Here is a 20,121-nt window from a genome sequence, read left to right on the forward strand (position 1 = left end):
GGTGGCCGGCGTCTTGAGGCCCTTCGCGTGGGCCAGCCGGTGGATGCGCGACCAGTCCTCCCAGTGGGTGCGGTGGTCGACGATGTGCTGGCGGACCTCCCAGTCGAAGATCTCCGCGCCGCCGCCCGTCAGCGACTCCAGGCCCGCGTCGATCAGCTCGTCGAGGATCTCCGACGCCGACAGCCCGGAGATCGTCTCGAAGTGGTGGATCTCCGTCGCCGTGAACGCCTTCAGCGAGACGTTCGGGAGGGCGGCCTTCAACTCGCGCAGCGACCGCGGGTAGTAGCGCCACGGCAGGTTCGGGTGCAGGCCGTTGACGATGTGCAGCTCGGTGAGGTTCTCGCCCTCCATCGCCTTGGCGAGCTTCACCGCCTCCTCGATGCGCATCGTGTACGCGTCCTTCTCCCCCGGCTTGCGCTGGAAGGAGCAGTAGGCGCAGGACGCCGTGCACACGTTGGTCATGTTGAGGTGGCGGTTGACGTTGAAGTGCACGACGTCGCCGTTCTTGCGGGTGCGCACCTCGTGCGCGAGTCCGCCCAGCCACGCCAGGTCGTCCGACTCGTACAGCGCGACGCCGTCCTCACGGGTCAGCCGCTCACCGGCCCTGACCTTCTCCTCCAGCTCGCGCTTGAGCCCGACGTCCATGCCCACACCTTTCACCGACGACCTGCCGACGGCTCCCCGACGGCTCTCCTGACCACCCGACCAACCGTACGTCCCCGCCGTCACACCTCTTCCGGCAGCTCCCCGACGCGGTTCTCCCACTTCGTGGAGAGCACGATGGTGGTACGGGTGCGGGACACGCCCTTGGTCCCGCTGAGCCGGCGGATGATCTTCTCCAGACCGTCGACGTCCGTGGCCCGCACCTTGAGCATGAACGAGTCGTCGCCGGCGATGAACCAGCAGTCCTCGATCTCGCTCAGGTCCTTGAGCCGGGCTGCCACGTCCTCGTGATCGGCTGCGTCGGACAGGGAGATGCCGATGAGGGCGATGACGCCCAGGCCCAGCTGGGCGGCGTTGACCGTGGCGCGGTAGCCGGTGATGACGCCGGCCGCCTCCAGCCGGTTGATGCGGTCGGTGACACTGGGTCCCGACAGGCCGACGAGGCGTCCCAGCTCCGCGTACGAGGCCCGGCCGTTCTCCCGCAGGGCCTGGATGAGCTGCCTGTCCACCGCGTCCATGCGAATCGAAGCCTTCCGATCAAGAATTCTGAAGAGATGAGAGGTACTGCGACTTGCTCAGACGGCCCTCATGAGGCCCGGGTTCCGGCCGCACCGCCGAGATCGCCGTCCCACCGGCGGTAGAGCCCGTGCGCGACCCCCGCCGCGTCGAGCACGCGCCCGGCGACGAAGTCGACCAGGTCCTGGATGTGGGAGGCCCCCGCGTAGAACGCGGGCGAGGCGGGCACGACGCTCGCGCCGGCGTCGTCCAGCGCGACCAGATGACGCAGCGTCTGCCCGTTCAGCGGGGTCTCGCGCACGGCGACGACGAGCGGCCGTCGCTCCTTGAGCGTGACGCTCGCGGCCCGCTGGAGCAGGTCCTTCGACAGTCCGAGGGCGACCCCGGCGACGCAGGCCGTCGAGGCGGGGACGATCAGCATCCCCCTGACGGGGTACGACCCGGAGGAGGGACCGGCGGCGAGATCCCCCGCGCTCCAGTGCCGCACCCGGTCGCCGCTGACGTCCACGTCGAACGCGCCCGGCTTCCCGTCGGCCCCCCGCGCGAGCCATTCCCGCAGGTCGTCCCGCCAGTGCGCGTCCCGGAAGGAGATCCCGGTCTCGTCGAGCAGGGTGAGCCGCGAGGCCCGGCTGACCACCAGATCCACGCTCTCGCCCCCGGCGAGCAGCGCACGCAGCACAGCGGCGGCATAGGGCGTACCGGACGCCCCGGACACCCCCACGATCCAAGGCACGCGCTGCGTTTCTCCTGCGTTCACACCTTGAGCGTACCGGTGGGCGGAAAGGTCTTCAGGACGGGACTACACCGTGAGTCCGCGCACCAGCAGGTCGGCGAGCGCACAGACGAACAGGCTGATGCCGATGAACCCGTTCGTCGAGAAGAACGCCCTGTTCAGCCGGGACAGGTCGTGCGGCTTCACGATCGAGTGCTCGTACACGAACGCGCCGGCGACGATCAGCAGCCCCAGCCAGAGGAACGCGCCCGCGCCGGTCGCGACCGCGTACCAGACGAGCAGCGCGGTCGTCACGGCGTGGCAGACGCGCGCGCCCCTGACGGCCGCCGGAATGCCGAACCGGGCCGGCACCGACATGACGCCGGTCTCCCGGTCCGTCTCCACGTCCTGACAGGCGTAGATCAGGTCGAAGCCGCCGATCCAGACGCCCACCGCGAAGCCCAGGATCACCGCCTCCCAGGACCACTCGCCGGTGATCGCCAGCCAGCCGCCGATCGGCCCCATGGCCTGCGCCAGACCCAGGATGGCCTGCGGGAAGTTCGTGAACCGCTTGCCGTAGGGGTAGACGACCATCGGCACGACGGCGATGGGCGCGAGGGCCAGGCAGAGCGGGTTGAGCATGGCCGCCGAGCCGAGGAAGACGGCGACGGCGATCAGCGCGCCGGTCCACGCGTGCTTCACCGACATCGCGCCCGTCACCAGCTCGCGGTGCGCGGTGCGCGGGTTGCGGGCGTCGATCTCGCGGTCGATGATCCGGTTGACCGCCATGGCGAAGGTGCGCAGGCCCACCATGCACACGGTGACCAGCAGCAGCCTGCCCCAGTGGATGTTGGCGTCCAGCTCGAACATCGCCGTCAGCGCGGCGATGTAGGCGAAGGGCAGCGCGAACACGGAGTGCTCGATCATCACCAGGCGCAGGAAGGCCTTGGTGCGTCCCGGCTGCTGCGGGAGCGCTGCGGATGCGGAGCTCACAGCCCGTACTCCTTCCAGCGGCGGTCGACCTTGGCGGCCGTCTCCGGGTCGGACACGACCATCTCGGGCCAGCCGCCGTCGCGCGTGTACCCCTCCTCGGGCCACTTCCGCGTCGCGTCGATGCCCGCCTTGCCACCCCAGAACTGCTGGTAGGAGGCGTGGTCGAGATGGTCGACCGGGCCCTCGACGACCGAAAGGTCGCGGGCGTAGTCCGTGTTGCCGAGCGCCCGCCAGGCGACCTCGTGCAGATCGTGGACGTCGCAGTCCGCGTCGACGACCACGATCAGCTTGGTCAGCGACATCATGTGCGCGCCCCAGACCGCGTGCATGACCTTCTGCGCGTGCTTGGGGTACTTCTTGTCGATCGAGACGATCGCGCAGTTGTGGAAGCCACCGGCCTCGGGCAGGTGGTAGTCCACGATGTCCGGGACGATGATCTTGAGGAGGGGGAGGAAGAACCTCTCCGTGGCGCGGCCGAGCGGGCCGTCCTCCGTCGGCGGCCGGCCCACCACGATCGACTGCAGCAACGGCCGCTTGCGCATCGTCACACAGTCGATCTTCAGCGCGGGGAACGGCTCCTGCGGCGTGTAGAAGCCGGTGTGGTCGCCGAAGGGGCCCTCGGGAAGCATCTCGCCGGGCTCCAGCCAGCCCTCGACGACGACCTCCGCCTGCGCCGGCACCTGCAACGGGACCGTCTTGCAGTCGACCATCTCGATCCGCTTGCCCGCGAGGAACCCGGCGAACAGGTACTCGTCGATGTCACCGGGGAGCGGGGCGGTGGAGGCGTAGGTGACGGCGGGCGGGCAGCCGAAGGCGATGGCGACGGGCAGCTTCTCGCCCTTGCGGGCGGCGACCTGGTAGTGGTTGCGGCTGTCCTTGTGGATCTGCCAGTGCATGCCGATCGTGCGCTTGTCGTGGCGCTGGAGCCGGTACAGGCCGAGGTTGCGGATGCCGCTCTCGGGGTCCTTGGTGTGGGTCAGGCCCAGGTTGAAGAAGGAGCCGCCGTCCTGCGGCCAGGTGAAGAGGGCGGGCAGCGCGTCGAGGTCGACGTCGTCGCCGTGCAGGACGACCTCCTGGACGGGCGCGTCCTGGGACTTCACCTTCTTCGGCGGCACGTGCGTCATCGCGCCGAGCTTCCCGAATGCCTCGCGCACGCCCACGAACCCCTGCGGCAGCTCGGGCCGCAGCAGCCCGCCGATCCTGTCGCTGATCTCCGCGTACGACTTCAGCCCGAGTGCCTTCAGCAGCCGCCGGTCGGTGCCGAACACGTTCATCGCGAGGGGCATGCTCGACCCCTTCACGTTCTCGAAGAGCAACGCGGGGCCGCCGGACTTCTGGACCCGGTCGACGATCTCCCCGACCTCCAGATACGGATCGACCTCGGCCTTGACGCGCTTGAGGTCGCCTTCGCGTTCCAGTGCCCTGAGCAGGGAACGAAGATCGTCGTAAGCCATGTGTCCCAGTATCGCCGAGGCCCCCTCCGGGCCGACGCATCACCCCCCCGCCCGCTCCACGTCCTGCTCGTGCCGCCGCAGCCCCACGCTCGCCGCGCCCGTCGCGTACAGCGCACCGCCCGCCGTGGCGAGGGGCGTTGCCAGGAGCAGGGCGGTGACCGGCCGGGGCCAGTCACGTTCGGTGGCGCAGCGCGTGGTCTTCCAGAGGCCGCCTTCGGACGCCTCGCGTTCCGCGACGACGGGCGCGTCACACTCGGTGCCGCCCTCCGTCTCGTACGGCGAGAACATCTGCCAGGCCGCGTACACCCACAGTGCGGCCGCGATGCCGAGCAGAAAGACGCCCAGGCCGCGACGATTCTCCGCGCGGCTGATGAAACGTTCCTCGACGAATGCCGGATGCATGGTTCCTCCCCCGTGTCGGCCGCCACCGGGTCCGGGAGCTCCGGCAGCGGCGCAAGCCACCGGCAGCATTCTCCCCACCCGCTACCCTGACCCCGTCACCGGGGCCGCCCACGCCCCGCCGCCGTCTTCCGGGAGAACCCGCCACCATGCTCAGGTATCTGCCGTTCCTGCTGGTCCTGGCACTGTGGATCTACGCCTTCATCGACTGCCTGAACACCCCCGAGGAGGAGGTGCGCGGGCTGCCGAAGGTGGTCTGGGTGATCATCATCCTGCTCTTCGGCGAGGTGCTCGTCGGCCCGGTCGCCTGGCTGGTGGCCGGGAAGACGCGGCACGCGCCGGCGGGCGGCTCCACGCCGTCGCAGTGGCACCGCAACCACCGCACGGAGTTCGTCGCGCCGGACGACAACCCCGAGTTCCTCAAGTCCCTGAAGGACGAGAACAAGAAGGACGAGAAGCTCCTCAAGGACTGGGAGGCCGATCTGCGCCGCCGCGAGGACGAGTTGAAGCGGCGCGAGTCGGGCGAGGAGCCCACGGAAGGCTGAGCCCGGCGGCCCCGGTCGCTCCGGGGCTCGGTCCGCGACGCCGGGCCCCGAGTGCGGTGCTCAGCCGACGGTGATGGAGTCCAGCTTCTCGCGCAGATAGACGTGCGAGTCGACCGGCTCGTACGCCACCCGGCCGACCGGGGCGGGCACCGACTCCACGAGCGTCCCCGGGGTGCACTCGCCGAAGTAGACGAGGGACATCAGCTCCTCCGCGGGCTCGTCGGCCGGGGGCGGCAGGACCCGGTGCCGGCCGGAGCGCCACCGGTCGCCCGTCCAACGCGCCAGCAGGTCGCCGACGTTGACGGTGAGGGCGGCCGGGTCGAAGGGCGCGTCCTCCCAGCCGCCGTCGTCCGTCCAGACCTGGAGCCCGCCCTTGCCGGCCTGCCGGTCGAGGATCGTGACGGTGCCGAAGTCGGTGTGCGGACCGATGCGGAACTGACCGGGCTGCGGCTCGCCGAGAACGTCCCTCCCCGGGTACCAGTTGATGTTGAAGCCGTACGTGGGGTGGTCCATGTGGCGGGAGAAGAAGTCCGGTTCCAGGCCGAGCGCCTCGCCGAGCAGGGACAACAGCTCCTTCTCCAGCTCGGCCATCCGCTCCAGGTACTCCTCGCACAGCGCCCGCAGCCGCGGGGTCTGCGCGGGCCAGACGTTCGGCGCGTACCACTCGGCGTCGATCACCGGGTCGTCGAAGGGCTCATGGGTGGCGAAGGTCAGGGACTCCTTGAGGTCGGGGGGCGTCTCGGTGCCCTCCGCGTAGCCGTTGGCCTCCGCGCCGGGGCCGAGCCAGCCGCGCCCGCCGACCTTCGCGGCGTACGGCTGCTTGGCCTCGGCGGGGAGCGTGAAGAACGCCCGGGCGGCCTCCCGGACACGGGTGCGCAGCGAGGGGTCGACGCCGTGCCCGGTGATCAGCAGGAACCCGGCGGTCTGCAGGGCCTCGTCGACGGTGCGGGCGATCGCGGCTCGGGCGGCCCGGTCGCCGCCCAGCCAGGGCCGCAGGTCGATGGTGGGGATGCGCGAAATCCGTCCGGCGGAGTCCGGGCCGCCGACGGGATCGCTCACGGAGTCATTCACCGATGTCCTCGTTCCACAGGGCCGGGTTCCGCGCGATGAAGTCACGCATCATCGCGACGCACTCGGCGTCGTCCAGCAGCACGATCTCCACGCCGTGCTCCGCCAGCCAGTCGTGGCCGCCCCGGAAGGTCGTCGCCTCTCCGACGACCACCCGGGAGATGCCGAACTGGCGGACCAGACCGGAGCAGTACCAGCACGGGGAGAGGGTCGTGACCATCGTCGTGCCGCGGTACGACCGCTGTCTGCCCGCCGCGCGGAAGGCGGCCGTCTCGGCGTGCACGGAGGGGTCGTCGTCCTGGACGCGGCGGTTGCGGCCGCGTCCGAGGAGCATGCCGTCAGGGCCGTACAGGGCCGCGCCGACGGGGATGCCGCCCTCGGCGACACCGGCGCGGGCCTCGGCGACGGCGGCAGCCAGCCAGGCCTTCGCCGTCGGCCGGTCGAGAAGGTGATCCATGCGCTCATGCTGCTGCGGCGGACGGCCGGGGGCAACGCCGCATCACTCGTCCGGGACGCCCGCCGCTCGACGGCTGACGCCTGATGCCCGAACCTCCCGGAGTCGTGACCGGACCGCGTGACCCAACTCTGTGCCGGACCGCGTGACCGGACTAGACGTCGTCCAGGTAGTCGTGCAGACGGCCCGCCGCCGCCAGCATCGCGCGGCTGCGGGCCGTCAGCGCCTCCCCGCGCGCCGCGAGCGCGGACCGCAGCGCCGCCTCGCTGCCGCCCTCCCGGCGCAACTCCGCGAGCACGGGCCGGATCTGCGCGAACAGGTGGTGTGCGCGGCGCAGACTGTGCACGATCCGCGCGTCCCGGACCTCGGCGCGACCGTAGACCCGGTACCGGGTCCCGCGCTCGCGCGGCGGACTGACCAGCCCGGCCGCCTCCCACACGCGCAGCGTGGACGTCCGCACCCCGAGCAGCCGGGCCACCTCGCCGATCCGCAGCCCGGAGGAGGGGACGGCCCGGAGGGAGCCGGCGGGCCCCGGGGCTGCGGCGGCGGGTCCGGGGGATCCGGCGGCAGGTCTGGGGGATTCCGCGCGACCGGGGGCCTCCCTGGCCAGCGCCTCCAGGGCCTCTCCGGTCGCCCGCAGGGCGGTGCGCTCCTGGTGCAGTTCGGCGTGCGCCTCGTCGACGAGCGCGAGCGCCGCCGCGACCTCCCCCTTGTGGACGGTCCGCATGATCCGGGCCGCCGTCACCGGGCCGTAACCCTTCACCAGCGCCCGGTACGCCAGCAGCGCCTGCCGGTGCGCCGCCCCGAAGACGCGGTATCCGGACTCGGTGCGCTCCGCCTCGGGCAGCACCCCCGCCTCCTCGTAGTTGCGGATCTGCTGCGTGGAGAGCCCCGCGAGCCGGGCGAGGTCGACGGTGCGCAGCCGGCGATGGGTCATCCTGAACGGCTCCCGGGCGAGGAGGGGGGAGGTGACACCGTACGTGTTCCGCAGGCGGGCCGCGGCAGGTCCGGGAGCGGGCGGGCCGCCGGACGACCGAAACCCGTCCCACCGCGGATCCGCGGCGCAATCGAGGCAACCCCGGGCCGTGCGGACCTCTCTCACCGTGCAAAGGGGGACATCGGATGAAGATCGTGACGACTCGGTACGCGGCCGTCGCCGCGCTGCTCGCCTGCTGCTGCCTGCCGCTGACCGCCTGCGGCACGGAACGCGCGGGAACGCATGCGGCGGGCTCCCAGTCCGCAGGGGGATCGTCCGCGGGGGACGAGACGAGCGACGACGGCGAGGAGACCCTCCCCGACACCACCTCCGACGACCAGGGATCCGGCCCCGACACCACGACCGACGACCAGGGCGCGCTGCCGGACACCACCACCGACGACCAGGGCGCGCTCCCGGGCACCACCACCGACGACCAGGGCGACGGCCGTTTCGCGGGCGACACGACGGCGGACGGCAAGAGGGTGCCGACGCAGGGTCCGCACCGCTGGTTCCCGATGCTCCGCGAGTTCCGCGCCTTCCTCGGGGCGGGCCTCCCGACGGCGGACGCCGCCGTCGCCGCCCATGTGACGGGCGTCCATGTCCGCGTGCCCGCGGGCAGTGACCGCCGCGTGGCCGTCGTCCTCGTCGACTACGGCGTGTGGGAGCAGGCGGACGTCGACCGCACCGCGCAGGTCTTCGCCCGCTGGCGGCTCGCCGTGTACGGCGACCACGGCCATGTGCAGGTCCTCGGCTCGGGCAAGACCTCCGCCGAGGTGGACTGGTGACCGACCGCGCGTGAGGCCGGCCCCGCCGCCGCGCGGGCCGGTTCCCTCCGCCGCGCGGGCCCCTTTCGTGGCGCGAGGGGCGCCACGCGATCTGGCGGATATCAACTCCCTCTCCTTACCCTTGCGTTGGGGACCGGCCCTGGGGGAGGTACGGTGCACAGACGGTTGTACGGGCGGGGCGCGCTGTTCGACGTCGATCCGGCCGGTCTCGTAGCGCGGCTGGTCGGGATCCGTCCCTACGAGCTGCACACGGAGAAACTCGAACATCCGGGCGGGCCACCGCTGTTGGTCCTGTCGGGCGGCCGGGGACTGGGCAAGAGCGCGGTGCTGGCCGAGCTGTGGGACGCCTACACTGGCCACACCCGCCGGGGCGAGGCCCGAAGGCGCACTCCGGTCGCGTTGATCGACTGCGAGGACGAGCAGTTCGCCCGCCCGCCCCACGAGGAGAGCCCCGAGTCCTGGTCACCGGTATGGCAGGCGCTGCTGGTGGTCGCCGAGCAGCTGACGGAGCCGGTGCGGGCGGCCGGGCAGCTCACGTTCCCGCGACTGACGGCCGGGCTGGTCGCCGTACGGGCCAGCGACTGGAGCGGACGGACCGACTCCGACCGCATCCGGCGGGAACTGGTGCGCATCCTGCTGCTGAACGAACGGGCCTCGCGGTTCACCCTGGCCGGGCGGTGGGCGGCGAAGGTGGCGTCCAAGGTGATCGCGGCGGCGAGCGGCGGGGGCCCGTTCGTCGCGGCGACCGTCGAGGCCACCCTGGAGGCGCTGTCCGAGGGGGTCACGCACCGCAAGGAGCAGAAGCCGGCCACCTGGTACCGCAGCTATCCGAACGCGGGCGGCAACGCCAAGCGCGGCCTGCTGCTGCTCGCCGGGAACTTCCGGGCGGGCGGCGCCTCCCGCGAGCACGCCGAGCGCTGGCTGGTGCGGGCGCTGCTCGCCGACCTCGCCGACGCGTACTCGGGGCTCGGCTCGCATCTGACCCGTCTCGGCCGACCGCTGGTGCTGCTGGACAACGCGGGCGGCGGTCCGGGCGCGGGCCTGCTGGACGCCGTCCTGCGGGACCGGGCGGACGGGGTCGCCGACCAGGTGGTGTGGGTGGCGACGGTCCGCGGCCCCGACCACCCGGCGCTGGGGGACGCCGTGCGCCGCGCGCTGCCGGAGGTCGCCCGGGCCACGGACTGGGCGCCGGGCGGATCGCCGTCCTCGCGGGCGCTGGTGGCGCCGCTGCCGCCGCTCTCCCCCGACGACACCCTGCACATGGTCGGCGCGGTCTGCTACGACGTCGAACCGCCGCCCCGGTTTCCGCACGCCACCCACCGGCTGACCGGCGGCAACCCGCTCGGCATCGCGCTGCTCGCGACCGCCGCCCGGCAGCACCCGGAGCAGGCGACGTCGCTGGGACGGCTGCTCACCGCGAGGATCAGGCTGGAGGAGGGGCAGGCCGACGAGGGCCGGCCCGTCTACGCCGAGCTGCTGGCCCGGCTTGCCCCCGCCGACCGGCTCGAGGAGCTGACGGTCCTCGCGGCGGCCCACGGCCAGGCCTCCGCCACAGCCCTCGCCCAGGCCCGGCTCCCCGACGACTTCGGCTCGTCGGGCGTACGAGCGCTGCGGATCCGGCTGGCCGAGGAGGGGATCCCGGAGGAGACCGGGCACTTCGTCGGCGACCCGTTCCTGCGCACCCTGCTGCTGCTCCGGCTGCACCATCGGCAGGCCGACCACACCGGGTGGCGCGAGACGCACGAGACGATGATCGCCCACTTCGCGGCGGGCCGCGGCTTCCGGACCCCGAGCCCCGGCGTGGCCGCCTTCCGTCTGTACCACCGGCTCGCCCTCGGAGACACCGCCGAGGCGGTCGCCCACCTGCGGGACATGTTCCCGGTCCTCGCCACCCGCGCCTGGCTGCTGACGCTCCGGCTGCTGGGCACCGCGCCCTACTTCCACGCGCACGACACCGAGGGACGCGACGCGGACGGGCACGAGGACCGACGCTCGGCGGTCGCGCTGGGCCGCACCGACGCCGGCGAGGAGCCGCCCGAGGGCGTCGACCGGGCCCTGCACCTGCGGATACGGCGGCTGCTGCACGCGGTCTGGCAGGTGTCCGACCCGCTGGTGCTGCCCGATCCGCGGGTGTGCGAGCGGCTGGAGTTCGAACTGCTCCAGCTGTCCGATCTGCGGCCCGCCGGGGGCGCGCTGCTGTTCGCGGCATCCCGGGCATGGCCCCGCGACGCCCTCGCCGGCCGCCCGCTGCGCGTTCCGGAGGACGACGGCGACATGGACGGCGACGGGAACGACGGCGGCCACCGGACCGGGAACGGACCGGACGGCGGGGACGGCGACGGCAGTGACGGGGAGGCGTGATGGCGGACGGGGTCAGAAGCCCGCTGGTGCGGTGGCTTCGGGAGATCTGGGAGATCCGCCTGCACCGCTATCTGGCGCTGCTGCTCACCGCCGCCGTGGTGACCGGGCTGGTCTTCGCCGTGCGGGCGGTCACCGCCGAGCACCGGGCGTGCGCGCCGGGGGTGGCCCGCCCGCCCGACAGCGACGAGTGCGTGGGCGTGGCCACGGGCGCGTTCGACTTCGGGCACCCGCAACTGCGGGACACGGTGAAGGCGATCGACCGGGAGAACAGCCGCCTGAAGACGGGCAGTTACGTCACCGTCGCCCTGATGCTGCCGTACACCGCCACCACTCCCTCGACGCTCAGCGACATCCAGCACGAGATGCAGGGGGCCTACCTGGCGCAGTGGCAGGCCAACCACACCTCCAACGGGCAGGCCCCGGCGATCCGTCTGGTGCTCGCCAACCCCGGGGCGACCAGCGCCCACTGGGAGACGATGGTCGACCAGCTGGAGCGGATGACGCGCGGCGAGGACCGGCTGCGGGCGGTGGCGGGAGTCGGCCAGAGCACCGACGCCAACAAGAAGGCGGTGGCGGAGCTGACCCGGCGGGGCATCCCGGTGGTCGGCGCGTCCATCACCGCCGACGACCTCGCCAACGGGCAGAACGGCAAGGACCCCTTCCCAGGACTGGCCCGGGTGGCCCCCACCAACACCGACCAGGCGCGCGCCCTGGCCTCGTTCGCCAAGGTCGACGCCGCACGGGCGCTGCTGGTGTACGACAAGCCAGGCGACCCGTACACGCGCACGCTGCAGACGTCGTTCGCCGCGCTGCTCAAGGGGTCGCCCTACGAACCGCAGCCGTTCACCCCGCCCGCCGACCGGACGCAGGAGGGCACCACCGCGAACACCTTCCGGCAGATCACGCATCTGGTGTGCGACACCTCGGCGGGCACGGACACGATCCTGTTCGCCGGCCGGCACACCCAGCTGCGGCAGTTCGTCAACGCGCTGGGCGCCCGTGGCTGCCAGGACCGGAAGTTCACCGTGCTGACCGGCGACGAGGGCTCGTACCTGTCCGGGGACAAGAAGCTGGACCGCACGGCCCTCACCCACAACCTGTCGGTCCGCTACACCGCCCTCGCCCACCCGGACGCCTGGACGACGTCACCCCCGGGGCCGGGCGGCTCGGCCGCCGACGCGAAGGTCCTCACCGACCTGCTCGCCCGCGCGGTCCGCGAACCTGTCGGCCCGATCGGCGAGGTCGCCCTGGAGGACGGCCAGCTGATCATCGGCTATGACGCGATCACGCTGGCCGTCCACGGCATCCGCGAGGCCACCCCGGACGGCGGGACGGCTCCGCCCCTCGCGGACGTCGGCCTGCAGTGGCCGCAGGTCAAGGGATCGCTGCGGGTGAACGGGGCGAGCGGCTGGATCTGCCTGGACGTGCACGGCAACCCGTACGACAAGGCCGTGCCGATCGTCGAACTGCACACCGACGGCGGCTCCCGTTTCGTCCGGATCGCCTGGCCGGAGGGAAAGCCGCCGTCGAAGGAGTGCCTGCCGGCCGTCAAAGGCGGGTAGGACGGCCGGGCCGGCGGGTAGGACGGGCGGGCCGGGGTGCGGCGACCGCCCGTCCACGGCACGCCCGGCCGCCCTCACAGGGCCGGCGGCGCTACGGCCGTTCGCCCACCTTGTCGACGACGGCCCGGCGCACGACGGCGGTGTCGCGGAGCACCGTGCCCTTCTTCATGCCGAACCGGTCCTCGGTGAGGGTCCTTCGCTCCCCGAGGAACGCGTACGTCTTCGCATCGAGGATCCACTCGGTGCGCAGTGTCGCCCCCGCGTCCTGGCGCGCGATGGCGATGCCGTGCCGCCCGAGGCAGTCGACGGCGTTCTCGGTCACCGTCACCCCGGGAACACGGGCGACCGCGCGGTAGAACGCGGCGCCCTGCTGCGGAGGAACGATCGCTTGCGCGAACATGTCCCCCACGAGGTCGAATACGGCTTGGTCCTTCTCGAGCTCGGCAAGGCCTTCCCTCGGAAAGCTCTTCGCCTTCGGGAAGATGTGGAAGACACGTCCCGGCGCGACCGCCCGCAGCCAGTCGTACATCGCGTCCGCCCCGGTGGGCAGGGACTTCATGTGGTCGTAGCCCGGGTAGGTGTCGTAGTGGCGGTCTCCTGGCCGCTTGCCCTCGATGGGCAGATCGCGGAACCCGGGGAAGCGGCGCAGTCCCGGCCGGCTGCCGTCCACGGACACCCAGCTCTTCTCCCGTTGCGAAGCCGCGACGCACGACCCGGCCTTGGCGACTCCCTCGGGGGCGGTCTTGTTCTCGACGTACACGAACTGGTCGCCGCGGACGGTGCCGTACCCCGCCGTGTGCTCGGCGGCCAGCGCCGCGTCCTCCAGGACGGCGGCGGCGGTGCGGACCCGCGGCGCGGCGTCGCCGCCGGACGAGGGCAGCAGGGTGAACGTGACGGCGGCGACGGCGGTCACGGCGGCCGCGACGAACAACGGCCGGAGCCGGGGCTTACGCCTCCGCACGGGCGGTGACTCGTGGCCGTCGCGCAGGATCTCGGTCATCAGACGCTCCTTGAGGAGTCGGTGACGGCCCGGCGGAAGGTCCCGTTCCGCAACTGCGGGGTCCGGGATGTCGGGGAGCTGGTGGTTCACGGGTTTCCCTCCCTCAGGGGCCCGACCGCGGTGCTGCGGTCACCTCTCATCTGTCCGCGGGTGCGCGGGAGTTCCAGCGTTTCGATGTGTTTCGCGAGTTTTGTCCGCGCCCGGGAGAGCCGCGATCGCACCGTGCCGACCGGCACGCCCAGGGCCTCCGCCGCCGCCGTGTAGTCCAGGCCGCCCCACACGCACAGCGCCAGCACCTCCCGCTCGGGTCGCCGCAGCTTCCCGAACGCGGCCCGCACCAGGGCCAGCCGGGCGGCGTCGTCCACCCGCCCCGCGACCTCCTCCGCGAAGTCGCCCGGCTCCTCCCCACGTGGGAGCCGGGCGACGGCCGCCGCGTGCCTGCGGGCCGCACGGCGGGTGTTGCGCGTGACGTTGGTGGCGATGCCCAGCAACCACGGGCGCAGCGAGCCGCCGTCGTCGTCGACCTGCTCGCGCAGCCGCCAGGCGTCCAGGAAGGTCAGCGAGACGACCTCCTCGGCGACCGTCCACTCCCCCGTGAGCCGGTAGGCGTGGTTGTAGACGGAACGGGCGTAGGCGTCGAAGAGATCGCCGAAGGCGTCGTGGTCCCCCGCGCGGATGCGTCTTCTCAGCGTTCGCCGAGCGCTCGGGGTACTCGGATCGGTGTTCACGCCCTTCTACCTGTCCGCACGGCGAAGGCCGGTTCCCGTGACCTGGATCACGGGAACCGGCCTTCGCCGCGTCGGATCAGAAGGTGATGCCGGTCAGCGCGCCCAGGGTCTTCACCTCGGCGTAGGAGTGCTTGCCGGAGATGAAGATGTTGACGCCGTAGTAGTTGAACAGCCAGCAGCCGAAGGCGAGGAGCGCCAGGTAGGCGGCCTTGCGGCCCTTCCAGCCGGCGGTGGCGCGGGCGTGCAGGTAGCAGGCGTAGGCGACCCAGGTGATGAACGACCAGGTCTCCTTGGGGTCCCAGCCCCAGTAGCGTCCCCACGCGTCGCCCGCCCAGATCGCGCCCGCGATGATCGTGAACGTCCACAGAGGGAAGACGGCGGCGTTCACTCGGTAGGCGAACTTGTCGAGGGACGCGGAGGCGGGGAGCCGGTCCAGGACCGAGTTCGCGAATTTGCCGGGCGTCCCGCCGTTCGCCAGCTTGTTCTCGTAGGAGTCCTTGAACAGGTACAGGATCGTGGCGACCGCGCCGACGTAGAACACCGCGCCGCAGAAGATCGCGGTGGAGACGTGGATGTACAGCCAGTAGGAGTGCAGCGCCGGGACCAGCTGGTCGCTCGCCGTGTAGAGGACCGTCACCGCCAGGCCCAGGTCCAGCAGGACCGTGGTGATCAGGAACAGGCCGAGCCAGCGCACGTTCTTCTTCAGCGCGAGCAGGGCGAGGTACACGCCGACGGCCACCGTGGAGAAGGTGATGTTGAACTCGTACATGTTGCCCCACGGCGCGCGCTGCACCGAGGCCGCACGGGCGATCACGCCGCCCACCTCGACCAGGAAGGCGAGCACGGTGAGGGAGACGGCGATCCGGCCGTACATGTCGCCCTGCTCGTCGCCGCCGTGCGCGCCCGGCCCGTCGGGCACGTCACGCGCGCCGGCCGCGGAGCGCACCACGACCTGCGGCCGCTCCAGGACGGCGGTGGAGCCGCCCTTCGTCACGGTGACGGCCGGCCCCTTCGCCTTCGCGTCCTGCTGGGCGGTGAGCGCGGCGGCGGTGCGGCCGACCTTGCTGCGGCTGCCGAGGAGCCATTCGGCGATGTACGCGAAGAAGGCCAGGGTGTAGACGGCCATCGAGGAGTAGATCAGCGTGTTGCTGATGCTCGCGAGATGTTCGTTGGTGGCGGCGGCCAACTCGGTCGCGGCGGCGAGAGTCACTGCTCAGCCCCTTTTTCGGCGGGTACGACGGGGGGATCGGTGGGTTCGGGTGAGTCGGGAGCGGCGTCGGGCGCGCCGGGGGCCCGGTCGTACAGGGTCGCGGCGAGAGCGCCGAGTTCCTCGGGCACCTTGGCGGACTCGCTGCGGCCGAGGCCGGCCATCTCGACGACCGTCACCCCGTCGGCCCCCCGCACGGCGCGCACCCACACCCGGCGGCGCTGGACGAACAGGGAGGCGGCGAGCCCGAAGATCGCGGTGATCGCGCCGCCCAGCGCCCAGCCGCTGCCCGGCTGCTGGGTGATCTGGAAGTTGGCCCACTGGCGGGTGCTGTCGTAGGTGACCGTGCCCGCCCCGCCGGGGAGGGTCATGGTCTCGCCGGGCTTGAGGTTCTCGCGCAGCTGCGCGTTCTTGGCGTCCTTGAAGCCCTTCATATGGGCCTTGTCGAGCTGGTACACGCTCTGCGGGATGCCCGAGTTGACGCCGAGGTCGCCGTGGTACGGCGTCAGGTTCAGCACGGGGTTGCGCAGCGACGGGAACGTGGACGCGGTCTCGCTGCCCGGCGTGTACGTCGGCAGGAAGAACGCCGAGATGCCCAGCTGCTCGCTGACGCCCCGGGCGTCGCGGTAGCCGTCGAGGACCTTGATCACGCCCGACGAGGTGACGTTGGAGTCGAGCGGCAGCAGCGGGACGGCGTCGTGGAAGACGACCTTTCCCTTCCCGTCGCGGACGGTGATCACCGGGGCGTAGCCGTGGGCGGTGAGATAGACCTTCGAGTCGTCGATCTCCAGCGGGTGGTTGACCTTGACGACGGTCTTCTCGTCCTTGCCGTACGCGCCCACGCTGTAGGTGAGGGCGGCCTGGTAGGTGCGCGGGGTGCCGGTGTTGGGGCCCGAGGTCTCGTAGGTGCCGGTGAACTTGTCCAGGGTGAAGCTGAACGGGTTCAGGTCGTCGGTGTCGAAGAGGTTGCCGGACTTGAAGTCGTCGTAGGAGATGAGGGTGTTGGAGAAGCCGCCGCTGCCCTCGACGAGGAGCTTGTTGCCCTCGGACTTGAAGAGCTGACCCCAGGCGAAGGCGACCAGCATCACGATGAGGGCGATGTGGAAGGCGAGGTTGCCGACCTCGCGCAGATAGCCCTTCTCCGCGGCGACGGCGTCCCCGCTCGCGTGGGCGCGGAAGCGACGCTTCTTCAGCAGTGCCAGCGCGGCCTCGCGCACCTGCTCCGGCTCGGCCTCGGTACGCCAGGTCGTGTAGGCCGGCAGCCGGGTCAGCGTCCTCGGCGCACCCGGCGGGCGGCCGCGCAGCTGGCCCACGAACTGCCAGGTGCGGGGCACGATGCAGCCGACGAGGGAGACGAACAGCAGCAGGTAGATCGCGGAGAACCACACCGAGCTGTAGACGTGGAAGAGGCCGAGCCGGTCGTAGACGACCGCGAGGCTCCCGTGGGCCCGGCGGAAGTCGGCGACCTTCGTCTCGTCGTTGCCGGACTGCGGGATCAGCGAGCCGGGGATCGCGCCGAGCGCGAGCAGCAGCAGAAGCAGCAGCGCGACCCGCATGGAGGTGAGCTGACGCCAGAACCAGCGGGCCCAGCCGATGACGCCCAGACCGGGCATGTTCGCTAGCGAGTCGGTGGGCGCGGTCGACAGCTGCGAGCCGGCGGCGCCGAGGTCCTGCTCCTCGGAAGCGGCCTGGGAAGCGGCCTCGGAGGCGGCCGGAGTCCCGCCGGGACCGGCGTTGACCGTGCTCTTGCTCATGACTCAGATCCCCACGGTGAAGCCGGCGGACCAGGACTGCATGTCCTGCACGATGCGGTCCCAGGCGCCGGTCAGGAGCAGCAGACCGGTGACGATCATCATCGTGCCGCCGATCCGCATCACCCAGACGTAGTGGCGCTTGACCCAGCCGAAGGCGCCGAGCGCCTTGCGGAAGGCGACCGCGGCGAGCACGAACGGCACGCCGAGGCCGAGGCAGTAGGCGACGGTCAGTATGGCGCCGCGGCCCGCGCTCCCCTGCTGGGAGGAGAGCGCGATGACGGAGGCGAGGGTCGGGCCGATGCAGGGGGTCCACCCGATGCCGAACAGGGCGCCGAGGAAGGGAGCGCCGACGAGCCCGGCCGCGGGCCTGCGGTGGAAGCGGAACTCCCGCTGCGTCATCCAGGGCATCAGGCCCATGAAGAAGACGCCCATGAGGATCATGAGGACGCCCAGCACCTTGGACAGGACGTCCTGGTTCTCCTGGAGCGTCTGGCCGAAGTACCCGAACAGGGCGCCGCTGGAGACGAACACGGCGGTGAAGCCGAGGACGAACAGGGAGGCGCCGGCGACCATCCGTCCGCGCCGGGCCTCGGCGAGGTCGGTGCCGGTCACGCCGGTGACGTAGGAGAGATAGCCCGGGACGAGCGGCAGGACGCAGGGCGAGAAGAAGGAGACGAGACCGCCGAGCAGGGCGAGCGGCAGGGCGAGCAGCAGGGCGCCGCTCATCACCGTCTGGTTCGGGTCCGTGGCGGCGGCGTACATGGTGAGCGCGCTCACGTCACTTCTCCGCGAGGATCGGGGCGATCATCTTGCGCAGCTTCTCCTCGCTGAGCGCCGCCAGCGAGCGGGCGGCGATCTTCCCCTGCCGGTCGACGACGAGCGTGGAGGGGATGGCCTGCGGGTTGAGCGTGCCCTTGCGGAAGCGGAGGATCAGCTTGCTGCTCGGGTCGTACAGGCTGGGGTAGGTGACGCCGTACTGCTCTTCGAAGGCGAGGGCGCTGCGGACCTGGGGGTCGGCGACGTTGATGCCGACGAACTGCACGCCCTTGCCCTGGAGGTCCTTGGAGACCTTCTCGAAGTTGGGGGCCTCGGCGCGGCACGGTGCGCACCAGGAGCCCCACACGTTCAGGACGACGATCTTGCCCTTGAAGGACGCGACGTCCAGCTGCTTGCCCGCGACGGTCTCGCCCGAGAGGTCCGGGACCTGCGCCCGCTCGCCCTTCTCGGCGGTGGAGATGCCGTCCTTGCCCAGGACGAAGTTGGTGCCGCCGCCCCCGCCCGACGTGCCGCCGGAGCCGCAGGCGGACAGCAGCAACGCGGCGACGACGGCACCCGCGCCGAGGACTGCGGGGCGACGCGGACGGATCCAGGCGGCACTCATGTGAAAAGTTTCGCATGCCCGTTCTGGGGATCTTGCGCACCCCCCTTGCGGGGAGAAAACCGCTTTTCAGGCGGCGGACGCGGAGCCCGTCGGCGACTTCGGGACGGTCGGCGTCTTCGGGGTCGCGGCGAGGAACGACTTCCAGCCGCCGGCCGGCTGCTGCCCGACCTCCAGGGTGCGCAGCTTCTCGAGCACCTCCGGCTTCTGGACGTCGATCCAGTCGACGAACTGCCGGAAGGAGACGATGCGCACGTCGGCGCCCTTCTCCTTCTCGCGCGCGATGTGCTTGAAGGCCTCCTCGACGGCGTCCATGTAGATGCCGCCGTTCCACTGCTCGAAGTGGTTGCCGACGAAGAAGGGCGCCCGGTTCGTCTCGAATGCCCGCTTGAATCCCTGGATGTACGCCTGGGAGGACTGCTGCCGCCAGCCGGGGTAGTTGTGGGCGGGCGCCTTGGTCGAGTTGACCGACTGGTTGGCGAGCATGTTGTAGTCCATCGAGAGGACCTCGAAGGAGCGCCCCGGGAACGGTATCTGCTGCAACGGCAGATCCCAGATCCCGCCCTTCTTCTTCGGCCACACCTGACGGCCGCCCGGCGAGGAGGCGTCGTAGCGCCAGCCGAGGGCGCGGGCGGTGGGCAGCAGGTTGTCCTGACCGAGCAGACAGGGCGTGCGTGCGCCGACGAGTTCCTTGTCGTAGTCGAAGGGCAGCGCGGGCAGGTCGGTCCAGCCGGTGTTGGTCCGCCACTCCTTCACGAACTTCTTCGCCTGGTCTATCTCGCTGCGCCACTGCGCCGGCGTCCACTTGCCGACCGAACCGTGGCCCTCGCCGCAGAAGTGGCCGTTGAAGTGGGTGCCTATCTCATGCCCCTCGAGCCAGGCGCGGCGGACGCCCGCGAGGGTCATCTTGACGTGCTCGTCGGTGAGGTAGCCGATGTCGGAGGCGCCGCGGGGGTTGTTCGGCGGGTCGTAGAGCCGCTTCTTCGACTCGGGCAGCAGATACAGCCCGGACAGGAAGAAGGTCATGCTCGCGCCGTGCGCCTTGGCGAGGTCGAGGAAGCGGTCGAAGAGTCCGTTGCCGACCTCGCCGGCGCCGTCCCAGGAGAAGACGACGAACTGGGGCGGCTCCTCGCCGGGTTGCAGCGGCGTCGGCTTGGCCGGCTGACGGGGCTGCTTGCCGGTGAAGGACGTGGAGCCGTCGCCGATGGGGCGGGCGTCGGACTTCGGACGGGGACTGCCGGAACCGCCGCCCTTGCCGCCCTTCTTCGCGTCACCGGCGGGGGAAGGGTCGTCCGAACTCGTGAGGCTGCCGCAGCCGGCGAGTCCGGCGACTGCCGCGGCTCCGGCCCCGAGTCCGAGTGCTCCCCTTCGGGTGATCGTGCGCATGGCGTCCTCGTTCATCAGATCCTCTGGTGGTCACCCATTCAGAGGACATGATGAACGACAGCGTTCCGCCGATAGTTCCGGATTCGGTAACAGAGGGGTATTTCAGCCACCCGACCGGACCCCGCGGGCCGGAGCGCCCGGCCGGGCGGCCGGGCGGCCGTCCTCACCCGTCACGCG

Annotated in this window: 20 protein-coding genes; 4 read left to right on the top strand and 16 right to left on the bottom strand. The window is 71.6% G+C overall.

The window, feature by feature from the left end:
- The 6 genes from ABT300_RS21345 to ABT300_RS21370 all read right to left on the bottom strand — a co-directional run.
- Window positions 1-645: radical SAM protein (locus tag ABT300_RS21345; protein ID WP_351677991.1), on the bottom strand; the 645-nt coding region annotated here is incomplete at its 3' end.
- An 80-nt stretch (window positions 646-725) separates the two neighbouring features.
- Window positions 726-1,181 (bottom strand): Lrp/AsnC family transcriptional regulator, encoded by a 456-nt coding sequence (locus ABT300_RS21350; RefSeq protein ID WP_057583651.1) that lies wholly within the window; start codon window positions 1,179-1,181, stop codon window positions 726-728.
- 68 nt (window positions 1,182-1,249) lie between these two features.
- Window positions 1,250-1,912, bottom strand: a complete 663-nt coding sequence (locus tag ABT300_RS21355; protein WP_351677994.1) for a UbiX family flavin prenyltransferase — start codon at window positions 1,910-1,912, stop codon at window positions 1,250-1,252.
- 66 nt (window positions 1,913-1,978) lie between these two features.
- Window positions 1,979-2,884 carry a menaquinone biosynthesis prenyltransferase MqnP gene (gene mqnP / locus ABT300_RS21360; protein WP_351677997.1) on the bottom strand — a complete coding sequence of 302 codons (906 nt, stop codon included), beginning with the start codon at window positions 2,882-2,884 and terminating at the stop codon, window positions 1,979-1,981.
- On the bottom strand, window positions 2,881-4,338 hold the full coding sequence (locus ABT300_RS21365; RefSeq protein ID WP_351677999.1) for a menaquinone biosynthesis decarboxylase: 1,458 nt from the start codon (window positions 4,336-4,338) through the stop codon (window positions 2,881-2,883). The genes mqnP and ABT300_RS21365 overlap by 4 nt, the downstream gene beginning before the upstream one ends.
- Before the next feature lie 39 nt (window positions 4,339-4,377).
- Window positions 4,378-4,740 (bottom strand): hypothetical protein, encoded by a 363-nt coding sequence (locus ABT300_RS21370; protein WP_351678001.1) that lies wholly within the window; start codon window positions 4,738-4,740, stop codon window positions 4,378-4,380.
- 146 nt (window positions 4,741-4,886) lie between these two features.
- On the opposite strand from ABT300_RS21370, the gene ABT300_RS21375 reads away from it, so the two are divergent.
- On the top strand, window positions 4,887-5,282 hold the full coding sequence (locus ABT300_RS21375; RefSeq protein WP_351678004.1) for a PLD nuclease N-terminal domain-containing protein: 396 nt from the start codon (window positions 4,887-4,889) through the stop codon (window positions 5,280-5,282).
- A 60-nt stretch (window positions 5,283-5,342) separates the two neighbouring features.
- Here the strand turns inward: ABT300_RS21375 and ABT300_RS21380 are convergent, their stop codons facing one another.
- The 3 genes from ABT300_RS21380 to ABT300_RS21390 form a co-directional block, all read right to left on the bottom strand.
- The gene (locus ABT300_RS21380) at window positions 5,343-6,341 is read right to left on the bottom strand and encodes an isopenicillin N synthase family dioxygenase (protein ID WP_351678007.1); all 999 of its coding nucleotides are present in this window, start codon (window positions 6,339-6,341) and stop codon (window positions 5,343-5,345) included.
- A gap of 4 nt (window positions 6,342-6,345) precedes the next feature.
- Window positions 6,346-6,807: a nucleoside deaminase gene (locus ABT300_RS21385; protein ID WP_351678010.1), complete on the bottom strand. Its 462-nt coding sequence runs from the start codon at window positions 6,805-6,807 to the stop codon at window positions 6,346-6,348.
- 151 nt (window positions 6,808-6,958) lie between these two features.
- The gene (locus ABT300_RS21390) at window positions 6,959-7,741 is read right to left on the bottom strand and encodes a MerR family transcriptional regulator (protein ID WP_351678013.1); all 783 of its coding nucleotides are present in this window, start codon (window positions 7,739-7,741) and stop codon (window positions 6,959-6,961) included.
- 185 nt (window positions 7,742-7,926) lie between these two features.
- On the opposite strand from ABT300_RS21390, the gene ABT300_RS21395 reads away from it, so the two are divergent.
- The 3 genes from ABT300_RS21395 (at window position 7,927) to ABT300_RS21405 (ending at window position 12,491) form a co-directional block, all read left to right on the top strand.
- The gene (locus ABT300_RS21395) at window positions 7,927-8,568 is read left to right on the top strand and encodes a hypothetical protein (protein WP_351678016.1); all 642 of its coding nucleotides are present in this window, start codon (window positions 7,927-7,929) and stop codon (window positions 8,566-8,568) included.
- Window positions 8,569-8,721: 153 nt separating this feature from the next.
- Window positions 8,722-10,929, top strand: coding sequence for an amino acid adenylation domain-containing protein (locus ABT300_RS21400; RefSeq protein WP_351678018.1), 2,208 nt, complete (start codon window positions 8,722-8,724; stop codon window positions 10,927-10,929).
- Window positions 10,929-12,491 (top strand): ABC transporter substrate-binding protein, encoded by a 1,563-nt coding sequence (locus ABT300_RS21405; RefSeq protein WP_351678021.1) that lies wholly within the window; start codon window positions 10,929-10,931, stop codon window positions 12,489-12,491. Before ABT300_RS21400 ends, ABT300_RS21405 begins: the two co-directional genes overlap by 1 nt.
- A gap of 91 nt (window positions 12,492-12,582) precedes the next feature.
- Here ABT300_RS21405 and ABT300_RS21410 read toward each other — a convergent pair whose 3' ends face one another.
- The 7 genes from ABT300_RS21410 to ABT300_RS21440 all read right to left on the bottom strand — a co-directional run bounded on the left by ABT300_RS21410 (window position 12,583) and on the right by ABT300_RS21440 (window position 19,944).
- Window positions 12,583-13,581, bottom strand: a complete 999-nt coding sequence (locus ABT300_RS21410; RefSeq protein ID WP_351678024.1) for a CU044_5270 family protein — start codon at window positions 13,579-13,581, stop codon at window positions 12,583-12,585.
- On the bottom strand, window positions 13,578-14,219 hold the full coding sequence (locus ABT300_RS21415; protein WP_351678026.1) for an RNA polymerase sigma factor: 642 nt from the start codon (window positions 14,217-14,219) through the stop codon (window positions 13,578-13,580). Before ABT300_RS21415 ends, ABT300_RS21410 begins: the two co-directional genes overlap by 4 nt.
- Window positions 14,220-14,295: 76 nt before the next feature.
- Window positions 14,296-15,429, bottom strand: coding sequence for a c-type cytochrome biogenesis protein CcsB (gene ccsB, locus ABT300_RS21420; RefSeq protein WP_351678029.1), 1,134 nt, complete (start codon window positions 15,427-15,429; stop codon window positions 14,296-14,298).
- A complete protein-coding gene (gene resB / locus ABT300_RS21425; RefSeq protein WP_351678032.1) occupies window positions 15,426-17,180 on the bottom strand; it encodes a cytochrome c biogenesis protein ResB in 1,755 nt (584 codons plus the stop codon). The genes ccsB and resB overlap by 4 nt, the downstream gene beginning before the upstream one ends.
- Window positions 17,181-17,183: 3 nt before the next feature.
- The gene (locus ABT300_RS21430; protein WP_351678077.1) at window positions 17,184-17,942 is read right to left on the bottom strand and encodes a cytochrome c biogenesis CcdA family protein; all 759 of its coding nucleotides are present in this window, start codon (window positions 17,940-17,942) and stop codon (window positions 17,184-17,186) included.
- A 16-nt stretch (window positions 17,943-17,958) separates the two neighbouring features.
- A complete protein-coding gene (locus ABT300_RS21435; protein ID WP_351678035.1) occupies window positions 17,959-18,561 on the bottom strand; it encodes a TlpA family protein disulfide reductase in 603 nt (200 codons plus the stop codon).
- 66 nt (window positions 18,562-18,627) lie between these two features.
- Window positions 18,628-19,944, bottom strand: a complete 1,317-nt coding sequence (locus tag ABT300_RS21440; protein WP_351678079.1) for a polysaccharide deacetylase family protein — start codon at window positions 19,942-19,944, stop codon at window positions 18,628-18,630.
- Window positions 19,945-20,121: the final 177 nt, after the last annotated feature.

The organism is Streptomyces sp. NPDC001027, assembly GCF_040299045.1.
Taxonomy (GTDB): domain Bacteria; phylum Actinomycetota; class Actinomycetes; order Streptomycetales; family Streptomycetaceae; genus Streptomyces.